Genomic DNA, 16,627 nt, shown 5'->3' on the forward strand with positions numbered 1-16,627 from the left:
GATGCTGGTCGACAGCCACTGCCACCTGGATTTTCCGGACTTTGCGGAAGATCTCGACGGGATCGTGTCGCGGGCGCGAGCGGCCGGAATCACGCGCATGGTCACGATCTCGACGCGGGTGCGCCGGCTCAAGGATCTGCTCGCGATCGCCGAACGCTATGACGACGTCTATTGCTCGGTCGGCACCCATCCGCACAACGCGGACGAGGAGGACGGCATCGCGCCGGACGAGCTCGTTGCCCTGACGCAGCACCGCAAGGTCGTCGCGCTCGGCGAAGCCGGGCTCGATTATTTCTACGACAACGGCTCGCCGGAGGCGCAGGCGAGGGGCTTTCGCGCTCACATCGCCGCCGCCCGCGCCACCGGCCTGCCGCTGGTGATCCACACCCGCGAAGCCGACGAGGACTGCGCACGCATTCTGGAAGACGAGGTGGCAAAGGGATCGTTTCGCGCCGTGCTGCATTGTTATACGGGCGGACGCGAGCTGGCACTGAAGGCGGTGTCGCTCGGGCTCTATATCGGCTTCACGGGAATCCTGACCTTCAAGAAATCAGAGGCTTTGCGCGCGCTCGCGGCCGAGCTGCCATCGGACCGTATTCTGGTTGAAACGGACTCGCCTTATCTTGCGCCCGGCAAGTTTCGAGGCAAGCGCAACGAGCCGGCCTATGTCGTCGAGGTGGCAAAGGTGCTCGCCGAGACACGCGGCGTGTCGTTTGACGAGATCTCGCGCCAGACAAGCGAAAACTTCTTCCGCCTGTTCTCGAAGGTGAGAGCTTGAGACTGGGGGCCACATGACGTTGACGCTGACGATCCTGGGCTGCGGCTCCTCTGCCGGCGTGCCGCGCCCGGCGCTCGGCTGGGGCGCCTGCGATCCCAACAATCCAAAGAACCGCCGTCGCCGCTGCTCGCTGCTGGTCGAACGGACGTCCGAGCACGGCACGACACGCATCGTGATCGACACCTCGCCGGATCTGCGCGAGCAGTTGCTCTCGACCAATGTCGATCACATCGACGCAGTGTTCCTGACGCACGAGCATGCCGACCAGACCCACGGCATGGACGATCTACGCTCGGTCGTCATGCACATGCGCCGTCGTATCCCGACCTACTTCAACCAGTCGACCGCCAAGGACATCCTGTCGCGATTCTCCTATTGCTTCATCTCGCCGGAGGGCAGCGACTACCCGCCGATCCTGACTCGGCATTCGATCGAGGCGGGCGAGAGCCAGACCATCCTGGGGAAGGGTGGCGCGGTGACGATGACAGCCTTCCTGGTGCAGCACGGCAACATTCCCGCGCTCGGCTATCGCATCGGCGATGCCGCCTACACGCCCGACCTCAACGACATCCCGCGCGAGAGCTGGGGCGCACTGGAAAATCTGGACCTCTGGATCGTCGATGGCCTGCGCTACACCAGCCATGTCAGCCATTTCAGCATCAACGACGCGCTGTCCTGGATCGAGCGGTTCAAGCCGAAGCGCGCGGTCATCACCAACATGACCGCCGACGTCGACTACGAGGTCATCCGGCAGTCGCTGCCGGCCGGCGTGGTGCCAGCCTATGACGGGCTGCGACTGGAAATGCACTGAACCTGGGGTGGAAATTCTGCTGCCGGCCGGCATAGACCTTGCTTGCGTTTGCCCCATCATGTTGATCTAACGTCTGAAAGACAGGCGCTGGGCAGGGCGATATTCAAACGGAACCGGCACTACCCAAGTGCAATCGGTCGGTCGAATCGCCTCGTGTGAGGATGGGGATCGCGTTGGCAGAGGACGATGTGGCGGCTCAAGGACCGGTGCGACGCGCTCTGGACCTGCTTTATCTCGGCGCGGGCTACGCCGCGGGCGTCTTCCTGGTCGCGATCTTCGCAATCATGATGGCCATGTCGGTCGGGCGCCAATTTGCGATCAACATTCCCGCCGGCGACGATTTCGCGTCCTGGTGCATGGCCGCGATGGCTTTCCTCGGTCTCGCGCACACCTTCAAGCGCGGAGAGATGATCCGCGTCGGCCTGCTGCTGGAGCGTCTGCACGGGCGGACCAAGCAGATCGCCGAGATCACGGCGCTCGGTATCGCCACCGCCTTCATCCTCTATTTCACCCGCTATGCCGTGCAGATGACCTACGATTCCTGGCGCTTCAACGATGTGGCGCAGGGCGTCGTCGCGCTCCCGCTCTGGATTCCGCAGCTCGGCTTTGCCGGCGGCCTTGCGATCCTGTCGATCGCGCTCATCGATGAGATGGTCAATGTCGTCGGCGGCCGCCGCCCAAGCTACGAGAAGGGCTCGCCCGATGAGACGCCGGACGAATTCATCGAGCGCATCTCGCAGGGCGGCGGAGGTTGACCATGGCCAATCTCGGTATGATCGAGCTGTCGTTCGTTCTGCTCGGCGTCATGATCCTGCTGCTGGGAAGCGGCGTGTGGATCGCGGTCTCGCTTGGACTTGTCGGCTTCGTGGCGATGGCGCTGACGACGAGCCTCCCGCTCGGCGCCGTGCTCGCCACCACCACCTGGAGCGCCAGCTCGTCATGGACGCTGGCCGCGCTGCCGCTGTTCATCTGGATGGGCGAGATCCTCTTCCGCACCAAATTGTCGGAAGAGATGTTCCGAGGGCTGTCGCCCTGGGTTCAGTGGCTGCCGGGACGCCTGACCCATGTCAACGTGATCGGCTGCGGCATCTTTGCGGCGGTGTCGGGCTCTTCGGCGGCGACCTGCGCGACGATTGGAAAGATCGCGCTGCCTGAGCTGGACAAGCGCGGCTACGACAAGAACCTCAGTCTCGGTTCGCTCGCAGGCGCGGGCACGCTCGGCCTCTTGATTCCGCCCTCGATCCCGATGGTGGTCTACGCGGTCACGGCGAACGTCTCCGTGCTTCAGGTGTTTCTCGGCGGATTCCTGCCGGGCGTGCTCGTGATGGTGCTCTATTCGGGCTACATCATCATCTGGTCGCTGCTCAATCCCAAGAAGGTCCCGCCGCGCGATCCGCCGATGCCATTCCGGCAGAAGCTTCAAGAATCGGCGAAGCTCGCACCCTGCCTACTCCTGATCCTGGCCGTCTTCTTTTCGCTGGTGCTGGGCTTCGCGACAGCCACGGAATGCGCGGCATGGGGCGTCACGGGCGCGCTGCTGCTGGCGTGGTGGAGTGGCACGCTGACGCGGAAGAACTTCCTCGAGAGCATCATGAGCGCGACGCGCCTGACCTGCATGATCATGCTGATCCTGGCAGGCGCGGCCTACACCACGGCCGCGATGGCCTATACGGGCATTCCGGCCGCGCTCGCCACCTGGGTCCAGGGGCAGCAGCTCACGCCGAGCATGCTCGCGCTGTATCTGAGCATCATGTACATCATCCTGGGATGCCTGATCGACGGCATCTCGATGATCGTTCTGACCGCCGTCATCGTGCTGCCGATGGTCAGGCAGGCCGGGCTCGACCTGGTCTGGTTCGGCGTCTATCTCATCATTCATGTGGAAATGGCGCAGATCACGCCGCCGGTCGGATTCAATCTGTTTGTGCTCCAGAATATGAGCGGTCGTGATACGTTCACCGTTGCGCGGGCAGCCTTTCCGTTCTTCGTCCTGCTGCTCGCTTCCGTGTTCATCATCACTGAGTATCCGCAGATCGTGATGTTTCTGCCCAAGCTCGCTTTCCCAGACTGACCGCATCCGGTTTTCAAGTTTACTGTGAGGAGAAGTCCAATGATGTCTCGTTTAGTCCGCGCATCCTTGATCGCCGGCGTCGTGATGGCTGCGACACCGGCCTTGGCCCAGACCAAATGGAATCTGCCGGCAGCGTATCCTGCGGACAATCCGCACTCCGAAAATCTGGTCGCTTTCGCCAAGGATGTCGAAGCCGCAACCTCCGGCAAACTCCAGATCACGGTTCATCCGGGCGCCTCGCTGTTCAAGGCACCCGACATCAAGCGCGCGGTGGTGACCGGACAGGCGCAGATGGGTGAGGTGCTGCTGTCGATTCACGAGAACGAGGACCCGATCTTCGGCATCGACGTCGTGCCGTTCCTGGCGACCAGCTTCCCGGACGCGATGAAGCTCTATCAGGCCTCCAAGTCCGCGATCGTCAAGAAGCTCGATGCGCAGGGTCTCAAGCTGCTGTTCGTCGTGCCTTGGGCGCCCCAGGGCGTCTATGTCAACAAGCCGCTCGCGACGATCGAAGACATGAAGGGCTTGAAGTGGCGGGCCTACAATGTCGGGACCGCGCGCATCGGCGAATTGGTCGGCGCGCAGTCGGTCACGATCCAGGCGGCGGAATTGCCGCAGGCGCTGGCGACGGGCGTGGTGAATTCCTTCATGTCGTCCGGCGGCACCGGCTACGACTCGAAGGCCTGGGAGTCGCTCAAATATTTCTATGACGTGCAGGCCTGGATTCCGAAGGACTATACCTTCGTCAACAAGGCCGCGTTCGAGGCGCTCGACAAGCCGACCCAGGAGGCCATCCTCAAGGCCGCCGCGACCGCGGAAACCCGCGGTTGGAAGGCCTGGCAGGACAAGAGCACCTGGTATCTCGATCAGCTCAAGGCGAAAGGCATGAATGTCGAGCCGCCGAGCCCGGCGCTCAAGGCCGGCTTCCAGAAGATTGGCGAACAGCTCACGGCCGACTGGCTCAAGAAGGCTGGGGCCGACGGTCAGGCAGTGGTCGACGCCTACAGGAAGATGTGAGGACTGAGAGAGCTTCCGCCCGCCGTGATCGCGCGGGCGGAAGGCTCTGCAGACCCTGTTCAGGCCGAGATCGCTTTCGCTGATCCGACCTCGTTGCGCAGCAGGAATTTCTGAATCTTGCCGGTCGAGGTCTTCGGGATGGGTCCGAACACGACCGCCTTCGGCGTCTTGAAGCCGCTCATATGCGAACGGCAGAAGGCGATGATGTCGGCCTCGCTGGCGCTGGCGCCGTCCTTCAATTCGACGAAGGCGCAGGGCACTTCACCCCATTTCGGATCAGGTTTGGCGACCACGGCCGCGAACAGCACGGCCGGGTGCTTATAGAGGATGTCCTCGACCTCGACGGAGGAGATGTTCTCGCCGCCGGAAATGATGATGTCCTTGGAGCGATCCTTGATGATGACGTAGCCATGCTCGTCGAGCACGCCGAGATCGCCGGTGTGAAACCAGCCGCCTTCGAACGCTTCGCTGGTCGCCTTCTCGTTCTTGAGATACCCCTTCATCACGATGTTGCCGCGGAACATGACCTCGCCGATGGTCTCGCCGTCGCGCGGCACCTCCTGCATGGTCTGCGGGTTGATGACGGTGACGGCTTCCTCGAGCGGGTAGGGCACGCCCTGCCGGCGCTTCATCCGAGCCCGCTCGGCCGCCGGAAGCTCGTCCCAGCCGGGCTGTTCGGCGCAGACGGAGGCGGGGCCATAGACCTCGGTCAGGCCGTACACGTGTGTCAGCTTGATGCCGATGCGTTCGGCGCCTTCCAGCACCGCGACCGGCGGCGCAGCGCCGGCGATCAGGCCGACGACGCGGCGGGCCGCATTGCCGGTTGACGTTTCCCTGGGCGCATCGGGTGCGTTGATCAGCGTGTTGTACACGATCGGCGCGCCGCACATGTGGGTGACGCCGTGCTGCTTGATCAGCTCGAAAATCTTCGTTGGCTCGACCTTGCGCAGGCAGACATTGATGCCGGCGGCGGCCGCAATGGTCCAGGGGAAGCACCAGCCGTTGCAGTGGAACATCGGCAGCGTCCAGAGATAGACCGGATGCTGGCCGAGATTGCCGGCGAGGATGTTGCTGACGGCATTGAGGTAGGCGCCACGATGATGGGTCACGACGCCCTTGGGATTTCCGGTCGTGCCGGAGGTGTAGCTCAGCGCGATCGCGTCCCATTCATCGCTCGGCCTGACCGCCACGAAGCCGGGATCGCCTTGCGCAACGGCTGCCTCATACTCGATCTCGCCGATGCGCGTGCCGCCCTTGAACGATGCGTCGTCGACGTCGACCACGCGCGGCTTGGGGCCCTTCATCTGCGCCAGCGCATCGGTGATCACGCCGGAGAATTCGGGGTCGACCAGGATGATCCCGGCGCCGCCATGGTCGAGCTGGAACGCGATTGAAGGCGCATCGAGGCGGATGTTGAGCGCGTTGAGCACCGCGCCGGTCATGGGCACGGCGAAATGCGCTTCGTTCATCGCCGGAATGTTCGGCAGCATCGCCGCAACGGTGTCTCCGACGCCGATACCCTTGCCCGCCAGCCACGACGCAAATCGCCTGCAGCGTTCATAGGTCTGCGCCCAGGTGAAGCTGCGGCCCTCATAGACGGTGCTGACGTGATCGGGATAGACGGCGGCGCTGCGCGCGATGAAGCTCAGCGGGCTCAGCGGCACATAGTTGGCGGGTGTCTTGTCGAGGCCGATATTGTACGCGTTCTGCCGCTCACTCATCGACACACTCCTCAAATCGCGTCAAAGAAATCCGATCGAGATCCAGGGGAAGATCGCGACGATGATCAGTCCCACCAGCAGCGCCAGCAGATAGCCCCAGATCGGCCTGATGCCCTCGGCCGGATCGACCCGTCCAATGGCGCAGGCCGCATAATAGCCGACGCCGAACGGCGGGGCGAATAGCCCGATACCCATGGCGAGAATGATCACCATGGCATAGTGCACCTCGTGCACGCCGACGGCGCGGGCGATCGGGAATAGCAGCGGTCCGAACAGCACGATGGCCGGAATGCCCTCCAGCACGCTGCCGAGGATGGTGAAGGCGAGGATCGAGACGGCAATGAAGGTCGCCGCTCCGCCGGGCAGCCCCGTCATGGCCGCCGCCAGCGATCGCGAGAAGCCGGATTGGGTCAGGCCCCAGGCCATGCCGGTCGCCGTGCCGATGATCAAGAGGATCGCGCCCGACAGCGCCGCCGTCTCGACCAGCATCGGAAACAGCCGCCGCCAGTCGAAGCGGCGGTAGACGAGGAGGCCGACGAGGGCGCCATAGACGATGCCGATGGTGGAGACCTCGGTCGCGGTCGCGATGCCCTCGACGACGGCGTAGCGGATCACGAAGGGCAGCGCGAGCGCGGGCAGGGCGACGACGAAGGTCCTGCCGATCTCGGACGCCGTCGCGCGGCGGATGTGGCTCATGTCTTCGCGGCGGTAGCGCCACCACACCAGCATGCACAGCGTGATCGCGAGCACGACGCCGGGCAACAGGCCGCCTGTGAACAGGGCTGCGATCGAGACGCCGGTGACCGAGCCGATCGTGATCAGCACGAGACTCGGCGGAATCGTCTCGGTCTGGGCGCCCGTCGCCGCAAGAAGCGCGACGAGGTCGCCAGGCTTGGCACCACGCTCTTTCATCTCGGGAAACAGCACGGGCGCGACGGCGGCCATGTCGGCGGCCTTGGCCCCGGAAATGCCGGAGACCAGATACATCGCGCCGACCAGCACGTAATGCAGGCCGCCCCTGACATGGCCGAGCAGGCTCGCCAGGAACGCCACCATGGCCCGCGCCATGCCGGTCATCTCGATCAGGAGGCCGAGGAACACGAATAGCGGCACTGAGAGCAGGATGAGGTGGCTCATGCCCTCGTCCATGCGCCCGACCAGCACCATGACCGGCGTGCGCGTGGCGAGCGCGAGATAGCCAAAGATCGCCAGGCCAAAGCCGAACGCAATGGGAACACCGGCAAAGACGCAGAAGCCGGCAACGCCGACGAAGAAGATGACGAGGTTGAGATTGCCGAGCTGCCGCAGGAGCGGCTCCGACAGCCAGAACAGGCCGATTGCGGCAGCAACGGTGACGAAGGCAGTTGCGACCATCCGGTAATCGGCCGCGCGCAGCAGCCGCAGCAAAGCAAAGGCCGCCATGAGGCCGATACCGGTCGGCAGTGCGGCGGCGCGCCACATGTTGGAGATCTGGAGCGCCGGGGTGGTGATGTAGCTCTCTTCGTAGGCATAGTCGAAGGACGGCCAGACGATCAGCGCCAGGAACGCCAGTGCTGCGCAGGTTGCGACCAGATCGAGATAGGCCCGCATCGCAGGCCTGGCGCTGGCGACGACCGCGGTCATGCGCATGTGCTCGGAGCGGCGGAAGGCGACCGCCGCGCCCAGCATGGCCAGCCACAGGAACAGGATCGAAGCGAGCTCGTCGGACCAGATCAGCGGCCGGTGCAGGCCGTAGCGCGCGACCACCCCGGCGAACAGGATCACGATTTCGGCGACGACGAGAATCGCCGCCGGGACTTCGACGAGGAGGCCGAGCACGCGTTCCGTTGAGCCCAGCAACGAAGGTCGGCGAGGGGACTGCACAGCCACCTCGCCCGTTACTTCGGTCACCTCAACCTCGATATGAGCCATGACGGCCCCGACGCGTTACGACAGCTTGCCGACGGCCTTCTCCAGGAGGTCCCAGGCCTGGTCGCCGTATTTGCCTTTCCACTCGGCATAGAAGCCGGCGGCGCGCAGCTTGTCCCGGAACGGCGCAACAGTCGGCTGGTTGAAGGTCAGGCCCTTGCCCGCGAGCTCCTGCTGCAGGCTGGCATTGAGCTTGGCGGTGTCCTCGCGCTCCTTCACGGCCGCGGCGTTGATGTTCTTGGCGACGATGGCGCGCACGTCCTGCGGCAGCTTTTCCCAAGCCCTGCGGTTGGCCAGGAACCAGAAGCCGTCCCACATGTGGTTGGTCAGAGAGCAGTACTTCTGCACCTCGTAGAGTTTTGCCGTCGATATGATCGCGAGCGGGTTCTCCTGGCCCTCGACGATCTTGGTCTGGAGTGCCGAATAGACCTCGCTGAAATTGATCGAGGCGGGCGCGGCATCGAACGCCTTGAACATCGAGGTCCACAGCGGCGACACCGGCACGCGGATCTTGAAGCCCTTGAGGTCGTCCGGCCCGGTGATCGGCTTGGTCGACGACGTGGTCTGGCGGAAGCCGTTGTCCCAGATCCTGTCCATGACCTCGAGGCCGGCCTTCTTGATCTCGCCGCGGACATGGGCGCCGAGGTCGCCGTCCATGGCCTTCCAGACCGTGTCGTAGTCCGGGAACGCGAAGCCGATGCCGTTGATGGACGCCGCCGGCACCAGGGTCGACAGGATCAGTCCCGACAGCGTGAAGAACTCGACGCCGCCGGAGCGGATCTGGCTCAGCATGTCGGTGTCGGACCCGAGCTGGTTGTTCGGGAAGATCTGGAGGTCGAACTTGCCGCCGGTCTCGCTCTTGATCGCCGCAGCCATCTCCTTGGCGCGTACGTTCATCGGATGGGTGTCGGGCAGGTTGTTGGCATATTTGTAGGTGAACTCGGCGCTCTGGGCGCGGGCCACATGGGGCGCACTGAGGCCGCCCAGGACCGCGGTCGCGGCGGAGGCCCTGAGAAGCGTGCGTCGGGAAAAGCGCGTCGAAAAGACCATGGGTCTGCTTCCTCGGAAGGTTTGTTGTTGTTCTGAGATGCAAACCTATACGGACGGTCGGTCTTCAGGTCATCTGCGATCTCGCGAGGCCTCGCTTATTGCAGCCGGACAACGTCACGGCAATATCGGCTTTCGGCACGCAGGCCCGATTTCAAAATCTGAAAAACAACCCCATGCACAGTAGCCGTCAAGAGCTCGGGCGACGTCGAGGCCCAGACCAAAAACCGCGATCAAGTGAAGATGCGATAGCAGGAGTTTCGTCTAAACAATTGATCTGATTGCAGATAAATATATTCCATAATATACCTTATGCGAATCATAGATAAGCCGCAAGGTTCCCGCCTGCTGAGCCTTCTCGCCCTAGAGTCTGGCCGCACCGAGCCGTAGGCCATGATCGCCTTGGACGCGTTCAGCCAATGTCCGCCATTCGATTGGTCGAGTGCAGCTTGGCGCGGTGTGCGTCGCGCCCTTTGTCGAAGAGTCACTTGCGTGAGCGACTCTTGGTCAAATCCGATGGCGTCTAACCGCCAAATCTCTTGACGAGCTTTGAGCCCTTGGCCGTTCTGATCTGCTGGCTGGTCAAGTCGCTTCCCGCGCTCAATCCCTTCACCATGAGGTTCTTGACGCGCTGCGCCGCCTGCTTCTCGTTGGAATAGTCGATCTCGACGTGATCGAGCTCCATCAGATGGCCGAGTTCGTGCGCCCAGGCGCGTCCATTGGCGTGGTCATTGCCATACCACTGGACGAAGCTCGCGGGCTCGGGAGAGCCATTCGGGTATGAACCTCCGCCGGCGTTCAGACTTGCGATCGCATTGACCAGGAAGATGTGGATCGCATTGTCCGGGTCGTGCCGGGATGCGAGAACGCCCAGCAGGACCTCATCGCTGCTGCGCCTGCTCGGCGCCATGTCGAGCGGTTTTTCCATGATGCAATCGCTGATCACGAAGGCGATCTTCGCCTTCGACCAGATCGTATTGACGACATCGAGCGCCTTCTTCGCTGTGTCGCAGTCCCATTGCGCAGGCTCGAGGACGCCCCTGTTGGCGAATGGTGTGACGTAAAGTCTAAGCGGAATGGACATGCGCCGGGCTACCGAGAATCTTACGGCAGGAAGAACGGTATGAAGCCGATTCCGCCACCGCCACCGCCGCTGCCTCCGCCCGCGTTAGCCTCGGGCCTCGGCGGCCTTGCGGGCCGTGCCGGAGCTTCTTCGGGGTCCCTGCTCCTGCGCTCGAGCTTTGCGGATGGTGTCGGACGGGCCCTGCGCTTCTCGCACTCATCGTCATTATTCAGGAAGTAGCCCGCGGCGCAGGTGATCTTGACGCACCGATCTCCATCGCGTTTCTGGCCGGATCCGCAAACTATCGGGCAAACCCGCGCCGATTTAAGCTTGATCGCGTCGAGCGCCTCAGGGCTAGCAGCCTTGGCATCGAACGTGGTGCCGGCATTCTTGTTGTACAACTCGAGCGAACGCCGTGAGGCCGCATCCCAGTCGCCATCGGCCGGTCCGCTGAAACAACCGACCCGGCGCAACTCGGCTTGTACCGATTTTGCAAGCTCGGCCTTGGACGGCGGTGCCGGCGCGGACGTCTGTGGAGCCGGCAGCGCGGCCACTTTCGAATCCAAGTTCGGGCGGGCCTCTTGCGACGGGTCGGATCCAGCCTGAGCGCCAATTCTTCCGACGGCTATTTCAGCTTCCCGGCGACGCTGCTCGGCCTGCGCGGCCAATTGTTGCGCGGTTTCTCTGGCCTTCTCCGCCTCGGCACGAGCGTCCTGCGCTGCTTTCAAGTCCGAGGCGGCTTTGGCCAGTTGTGTCTGCTGGGCCCCCTGGTTGACGAGCCGCGCCTGCTCCTGCTCGGCCTGGCGCGCCTTTTCCGCTGCGGCGGCGCGCTTATCTTCCGCATCGATCTTGGCAAGCTGCAGCTTGGCCAGATTTGCGTAGTAGCCGTCCGGATACTGGGCAAGGAAGTAGTTCAGCGCATCCTTGTTGCCGATCTGCAGCGCGAGTTCGTAATCGTGCCGAATTTCGGCACGCGCCGAGACCGGTGGAGTTGCAGGCAGCGGCGGCGGGGCCGGTTGAGGCGCTGCGGCGGCCGCTTCCTTGGCCGGTGCCGGCACGAGCGGCACATCATCGCCACCAAGCGTACCGTACACATAGGGCTCCTGCTTGTTGCCGGTCGCCTTCATGACGTCGTCGCGGACGAAGCCGAACACCCTGCGCAGGTCCATGCCCGGAGTAGCGATATATTTCACCAGCGCCGAGGCATAGGGACTGTTCTTGCTGCCACCGTCGGACGCCGTCGAGCCAGCCTTGGCAGCGAAAGCAACCAGCGTATTCGAGGTCGCCGGCTCGATCCTGGCGAGGCCCCGGCTGACAGCCCGCGAGCCGACCGTCCGCCTCATCTTGTCGGCGAAAGGATTGTTGCGGCAGGCATCGAGGATCACGAGCCGCAGCTGCCGTGCCGGCTCGATCGCCAGCAGCACTCGCTCGAGCGAAAAGGCCTCGTCGTACACATCCGTGTCGCGCTCGAGCGTCGCATCCGTGGGGATCAGGTAGTTCGTACCTTCGAGCTCGATCCCGTGGCCCGCGTAGTAGACGACGGCGACATCCGAGTCGCGCGCCACATCGGCAAAATCACGCAGCGCCCGCCGCATCTCCGATGCCTGGAGATCCGTGCGGGTCTGGACGACGCTGAATCCCGCTCTCTTCAGCGTCTCCTCAACGATCGCAGCATCATTGGCTGGGTTGGCAAGCGCTGCGGCGTTCTTGTAGGCCGAGTTGCCGATGACGAGCGCGACACGGTTCGCAGCCCATGCCGGCTGACAGACAATCAGCGCAGCGAGAAGAAACAGGGTACGGCGCAATGCCACAGATCGGTGCAAATGCATGGCAGTACTACTTTTTGATCTTCTTCCATCATTTGTGTCATCACGACGGAAGCGGTTCAATGCGATCTCATGATCCGGTTGTGGAACCCACAGGGGCGGCACGACTGCGCAGGCTGGCCGGTCAATTGACCTCACCGCAAGCCTGCCGTCTAATGAGGCAAGTTTCGAACACGCGAGATCACTCCCGGTGACTGACGCGAAGCTCGATCAGGCGGGAACAGCGCGGAAGGAGATTGCCGGGCGCGGGGGCAATGCCCTGTTGGATTGGACCGCCAGGGCAGTTGTCGTGATCATCTATGGCGGGTCTGCTTTTATGGGCGCTGCCAGCGTCCCTCACCTGCTTCCGCCGGACAATATCCACGACTGGCTTTCGCTTGCGGCCAGAATTGCCAACATCCTGTTCCTCGGCCTCGTCGCGCTGACGACCATCACCCGGCTGGTGCCGATCATGAAATCGCAGGGCATCGAGACGCGGGTCTCAGCCTTGCTGGGAACTTTTTTGAGCATCGTCCTCGCATTTCTTCCGAAGGCGGAACTCGGCCCCGTCTGGTCGGCCGTGTCCTCGACGTTGGTCTTGGTGGGTACCTCGCTCTGCATCGTGGTGCTCCGCTGGCTCGGCAGATCCTTCAGCATTCAAGCGGAGGCCAGGCGTCTTGTGACGGATGGGCCTTATCGGATCGTCCGGCATCCTCTCTATCTCTGCGAGGGGATTGCCCTCGTCGGCGTAACACTCCAGGTCCTCTCACCGCTTGCCGTCCTTGTCGCCATCGTGATCGTGATGATCCAATGCCGGCGGATGATCAACGAAGAGCGGATCCTGAAGCGGGCATTTCCCGAATATGACGCCTACCGCACGACAACTCCTTTTCTGATCCCCACGTGCCGGGCGATCGGCCGATAGGCCGGGGCCAGGCACCCGCCAAGGCGATCGATCCGCACGCCTGACACCACGCTTCACATCCGCTCGATCCGCAACCGGCGGAGTTCGATCCGAACCGACTTTCGGCCGTCTTCGGCGCTTCAGGCAAACGATCAAACAGATCAGTAAAATTAGACATATCAACAATTTACCTCAAGGAACCGAAGTGCGAAGAGCGCCGGCGGGACCGCTCGCCGGCCCCCAACAATCGTCCGAGGCCCTTGAACGCGTTCACTGGAATACGCGACCAACATCAGGAATGGAGCGGGCTCGAGACTGTTCCTTGCACGAGCCAGGCGGTCGCCAGGATCTATGAGTTTAAGTCAGCATTCTGCGCGGCCATGCCAACTTCGTTGACGCTACCATTCTTCGGCTGATGTTGGACGTCGCGCCATGAGCAATTACACGCAGATCAAGTTGTACGCTCTTCTTCTTGTTGCCTCGCTGTTCCTGATTGCTCAGCCGGCTTTCGCGACAAAGCGCGTGGCCCTGGTGCTTGGCAATGCCACATATCAAAACGCTCCCCTGCTCCCCAACCCGGCCAACGACGCCGGCGCCATCGCTGCGACGTTGAGAGCCGCAGGGTTTGACGTGGTCGACTCGAGGCTCAACCTCGCAGCGACGGACATGAAGCGAGCCCTGAGGGATTTTGCAGATCAGGCGCGCGACGCCGACATCGCACTCGTCTACTACGCAGGCCACGGGATCGAGATCGATGGCACGAACTATCTGATCCCAACCGACGCCAGGCTTGAACGTGATACGGACATCTATGACGAGGCGTTCTCGCTCGACCGTGTCTTGCTGGCGATCGAGCCTGCAAGACAGCTACGGGTCGTGATCGTCGACGCGTGCCGCAACAATCCTTTTGCCGACACGATGAGGCGAACGGTCGCCTCGCGATCGATCAGCCGCGGGCTCGCCAGGGTCGAGCCAACGGTCTCCAATACGTTGATCGCCTTCGCCGCGAAGGCCGGGTTGACGGCGCTCGACGGCAATAGCCAGAACAGCCCGTACGCGGCCGCACTGGTCAAGTATATCGCAAAGCCGGGTCTCGACCTGCGCAGGGCCTTTGGGTTCGTCCGCGACGACGTCCTGCAAGCCACGGGCAACCGGCAGGAGCCTTACGTCTACGGCTCGTTGGGCGGCGAGGACGTTGCGCTCGTGCCTGCTCCAAAGGCCGTGGAGCCCACGCCCGCAGTGGCCAACCCCCAGTCGGAGGTTCGCCGTGACTACGAACTGGCGCTGCAGCTCAACAATAAAGACGCTCTGGGCGCATTCCTGACCCAGCATCCAGACGGATATTACGCAAGCCTCGCCAAACTTCAGCTCAACCAGATCGAGGCAGAGGAGGCACGGGTTGCGGCAACCGAAAAGGCGCGCCAGGCCCAACAGCAGCAAGCCCGGCTTGCCTCCGAAGGCGCCCTGCGCGCAGAGCAGGAAAAGGCGGCCGCTGATCTGAAGGCTGCGGAGGACGCCCGCATTGCGGCCGAAAGAACAAAACTGGCGGCGCAGCAGCAAGCGGCCGATGCCGAGCGGAAGCGGACCACATCCGAGGGATCGATCAGCACCGCGCTCACTCGGAACAAGGCTGCCATCGACAATTCCAACACGGTGAGTCCGCCCCCAGCCGCTGTGGCCGCTCAGAGTGATACAGACGCGAAGCTCGCCGCTCTGAGCGCCGGGCCGCAGCAGGCCGATCCGGCCAGGGCCGATATCCCTCAGGCCGATCTCGCCAGGTCGGTACAGAGCGAATTGAGCCGCGTCGGATGCTTCACCGGTGCCGTCGATGGCGAATGGAATGCCGCTTCGCAGCGCTCACTCTCGCTCTTCAACCGCCACGCGGGAACCAAGTTCGACGCGAAGCTTGCGAGTCTCGACGCACTTGACGCAATCAAGCTCAAGTCGTCGCGGGTCTGTCCGCTGGTCTGTGAACGCGGCTACAAGGCTGACGGCGACCAGTGCAGCAGGATCACCTGCGCCGAGGGCTCGTTCCTCAACGACGACAATGAATGCGAGAAGCGGCGCGGCAAGAAGCCTGTCGCAAACCGCAACACGGGCGAGCGGCCGACCCGCGCGGATCGCCCGGCCCGCGAGAGGTTCGCGCCGGCTGCGGAGGCTCCCGCGCCACGGCGACAGGCGACTGCCAAGGGAAGCAGTGGCAGCATCTATTGTGACCAGCATATTTGCCGTCAGGTCAATCGTGGCTGCCGCCTCGAATACCGCGGCGGTGGAGGTCCCGGCGGCAACACTGGAAATGTCGAGGTCTGCAACTAGAGCCTTTTCCGTTCCGATGGAATCGGAACGGGGCTCTAGGCTCTTGTTTTGACGCGTTTTCTTGATGCGAACCGGTGTCCACTTCGCTCGAAAACGCTCTAGCGCCACGCAAAAGAGGTGTCCGAAGGAGTGACCTGAGTGACAACCTGCGAGCTGGAGCAGAAAGATGTCGGCGCCTTTCCGGGTGTGACGCTCTTCACGAAACGGCAGGCGCCCGGCATGAGGCCGACGGCGGTCTATCTGCCACCGAAGCACGCAACGGCCGCTACCAAGTTCGATGTCGTAATCTGGCTACACGGTTTCTATGTCAGGGATCATGAATACCTGTTCCGGAACGATCCTGCGCGTCTGCGCGAACAGGTCCGGGATTCGGGGAAGGATGTCGTGCTTGTCGCGCCATTCCTGGGCTACGAATATGCCGTCGGTGACACCTTTGCCGGAAACTACAGCGTGAAGGATCTGGCTTCCGCCAAATGGGGCGAACGCTATCTGGACGAAATTCTCGGGGCTCTTGCCAAGTTCGTGGCGCCTGTCGCCAGCACCGGCAACGGCACCCGGAGCATACCCCAGCTCCAGGTCAGCAAGCTCGTCATCGCCTGCCATTCCGGCGGCGGGAGCGGCATGCGGAACCTGGTCGGAAGCCTCGGAAAGTATCAGCCGAACCTGTCGGCCTGCTGGGGATTTGATTGCCTCTACGGCGCCAAAGCGCAACCGGACGACGCCACGTTCTGGTACCAATGGTTGTCGGGTCAGAGCACCTGCGCGCTCGAAATTGTCTATGGCCCGACCACCCTTTCGCAATCGGTGAAGCTGGATCTGGTCGGACGCGGACTCGCAACGCTCGACGGCAATCGCCCTCCCTCACCGCGCCCTGCTCTCAAAAACCTCACTGTGAGCGTGGGTCACTATGATGCATTTCCGGCCTTTGGGCAGATGGTCAGGGTCAATGATCTGGATCCGGCCTTCGTCGACCGCTTCATGATCCCGCAGGTCGCCGACAAACCTCCACTGGGCCACAAGCCGGCGTCGCGCAATGGAGAATTCCTCAAACAGGCGATTGCCAACGTTCGCGGCGCTTTCCCCTTTCCGAAGGACATTCACTACATGATTGCCCGTGGCGGTTTCTACAGCCGCCTGAGTAGGCTGTAGCGTCGAAGGCCCCTCCCCGACGGGCACGAATTCGCCT

At 63.0% G+C, this 16,627-nt stretch carries 13 protein-coding genes; 8 read left to right on the forward strand and 5 right to left on the reverse strand.

Going from position 1 to position 16,627, the window contains the following annotated elements:
- Nucleotide 1 precedes the first annotated feature (1 nt).
- From IVB23_RS01340 to IVB23_RS01360, 5 genes are all read left to right on the forward strand, one after another.
- Nucleotides 2-778: a TatD family hydrolase gene (locus tag IVB23_RS01340; protein WP_061881632.1), complete on the forward strand. Its 777-nt coding sequence runs from the start codon at nucleotides 2-4 to the stop codon at nucleotides 776-778.
- 13 nt (nucleotides 779-791) lie between these two features.
- The gene (locus IVB23_RS01345) at nucleotides 792-1,589 is read left to right on the forward strand and encodes an MBL fold metallo-hydrolase (RefSeq protein ID WP_061881631.1); all 798 of its coding nucleotides are present in this window, start codon (nucleotides 792-794) and stop codon (nucleotides 1,587-1,589) included.
- A 161-nt stretch (nucleotides 1,590-1,750) separates the two neighbouring features.
- A complete protein-coding gene (locus IVB23_RS01350; protein ID WP_061881630.1) occupies nucleotides 1,751-2,344 on the forward strand; it encodes a TRAP transporter small permease in 594 nt (197 codons plus the stop codon).
- Nucleotides 2,345-2,346: 2 nt separating this feature from the next.
- The gene (locus tag IVB23_RS01355) at nucleotides 2,347-3,660 is read left to right on the forward strand and encodes a TRAP transporter large permease subunit (RefSeq protein WP_197966280.1); all 1,314 of its coding nucleotides are present in this window, start codon (nucleotides 2,347-2,349) and stop codon (nucleotides 3,658-3,660) included.
- Nucleotides 3,661-3,699: 39 nt separating this feature from the next.
- A complete protein-coding gene (locus IVB23_RS01360) occupies nucleotides 3,700-4,677 on the forward strand; it encodes a TRAP transporter substrate-binding protein (protein ID WP_061881628.1) in 978 nt (325 codons plus the stop codon).
- Nucleotides 4,678-4,736: 59 nt separating this feature from the next.
- Here IVB23_RS01360 and IVB23_RS01365 read toward each other — a convergent pair whose 3' ends face one another.
- The 5 genes from IVB23_RS01365 to IVB23_RS01385 form a co-directional block, all read right to left on the reverse strand.
- The gene (locus IVB23_RS01365; RefSeq protein ID WP_247802276.1) at nucleotides 4,737-6,398 is read right to left on the reverse strand and encodes an acyl-CoA synthetase; all 1,662 of its coding nucleotides are present in this window, start codon (nucleotides 6,396-6,398) and stop codon (nucleotides 4,737-4,739) included.
- A 21-nt stretch (nucleotides 6,399-6,419) separates the two neighbouring features.
- Nucleotides 6,420-8,309: a TRAP transporter large permease subunit gene (locus tag IVB23_RS01370; protein ID WP_247802277.1), complete on the reverse strand. Its 1,890-nt coding sequence runs from the start codon at nucleotides 8,307-8,309 to the stop codon at nucleotides 6,420-6,422.
- A gap of 15 nt (nucleotides 8,310-8,324) precedes the next feature.
- Complete coding sequence (locus IVB23_RS01375; protein ID WP_061881625.1) at nucleotides 8,325-9,356, reverse strand: TRAP transporter substrate-binding protein; 1,032 nt, start codon at nucleotides 9,354-9,356, stop codon at nucleotides 8,325-8,327.
- A 520-nt stretch (nucleotides 9,357-9,876) separates the two neighbouring features.
- Nucleotides 9,877-10,437 (reverse strand): hypothetical protein, encoded by a 561-nt coding sequence (locus IVB23_RS01380; RefSeq protein ID WP_061881624.1) that lies wholly within the window; start codon nucleotides 10,435-10,437, stop codon nucleotides 9,877-9,879.
- 20 nt (nucleotides 10,438-10,457) lie between these two features.
- On the reverse strand, nucleotides 10,458-12,245 hold the full coding sequence (locus IVB23_RS01385) for a caspase family protein (protein ID WP_247804728.1): 1,788 nt from the start codon (nucleotides 12,243-12,245) through the stop codon (nucleotides 10,458-10,460).
- Nucleotides 12,246-12,432: 187 nt separating this feature from the next.
- Between IVB23_RS01385 and IVB23_RS01390 the strand changes: the two genes are divergently transcribed.
- From IVB23_RS01390 to IVB23_RS01400, 3 genes are all read left to right on the forward strand, one after another.
- Nucleotides 12,433-13,146: an isoprenylcysteine carboxylmethyltransferase family protein gene (locus IVB23_RS01390; RefSeq protein ID WP_247802278.1), complete on the forward strand. Its 714-nt coding sequence runs from the start codon at nucleotides 12,433-12,435 to the stop codon at nucleotides 13,144-13,146.
- 411 nt (nucleotides 13,147-13,557) lie between these two features.
- Nucleotides 13,558-15,441: a caspase family protein gene (locus IVB23_RS01395; RefSeq protein WP_247802279.1), complete on the forward strand. Its 1,884-nt coding sequence runs from the start codon at nucleotides 13,558-13,560 to the stop codon at nucleotides 15,439-15,441.
- Nucleotides 15,442-15,579: 138 nt separating this feature from the next.
- Nucleotides 15,580-16,590: a hypothetical protein gene (locus IVB23_RS01400; protein ID WP_247802280.1), complete on the forward strand. Its 1,011-nt coding sequence runs from the start codon at nucleotides 15,580-15,582 to the stop codon at nucleotides 16,588-16,590.
- Nucleotides 16,591-16,627 lie beyond the last annotated feature (37 nt).

It is taken from the genome of Bradyrhizobium sp. 191 (assembly GCF_023100985.1).
GTDB lineage: Bacteria > Pseudomonadota > Alphaproteobacteria > Rhizobiales > Xanthobacteraceae > Bradyrhizobium > Bradyrhizobium diversitatis.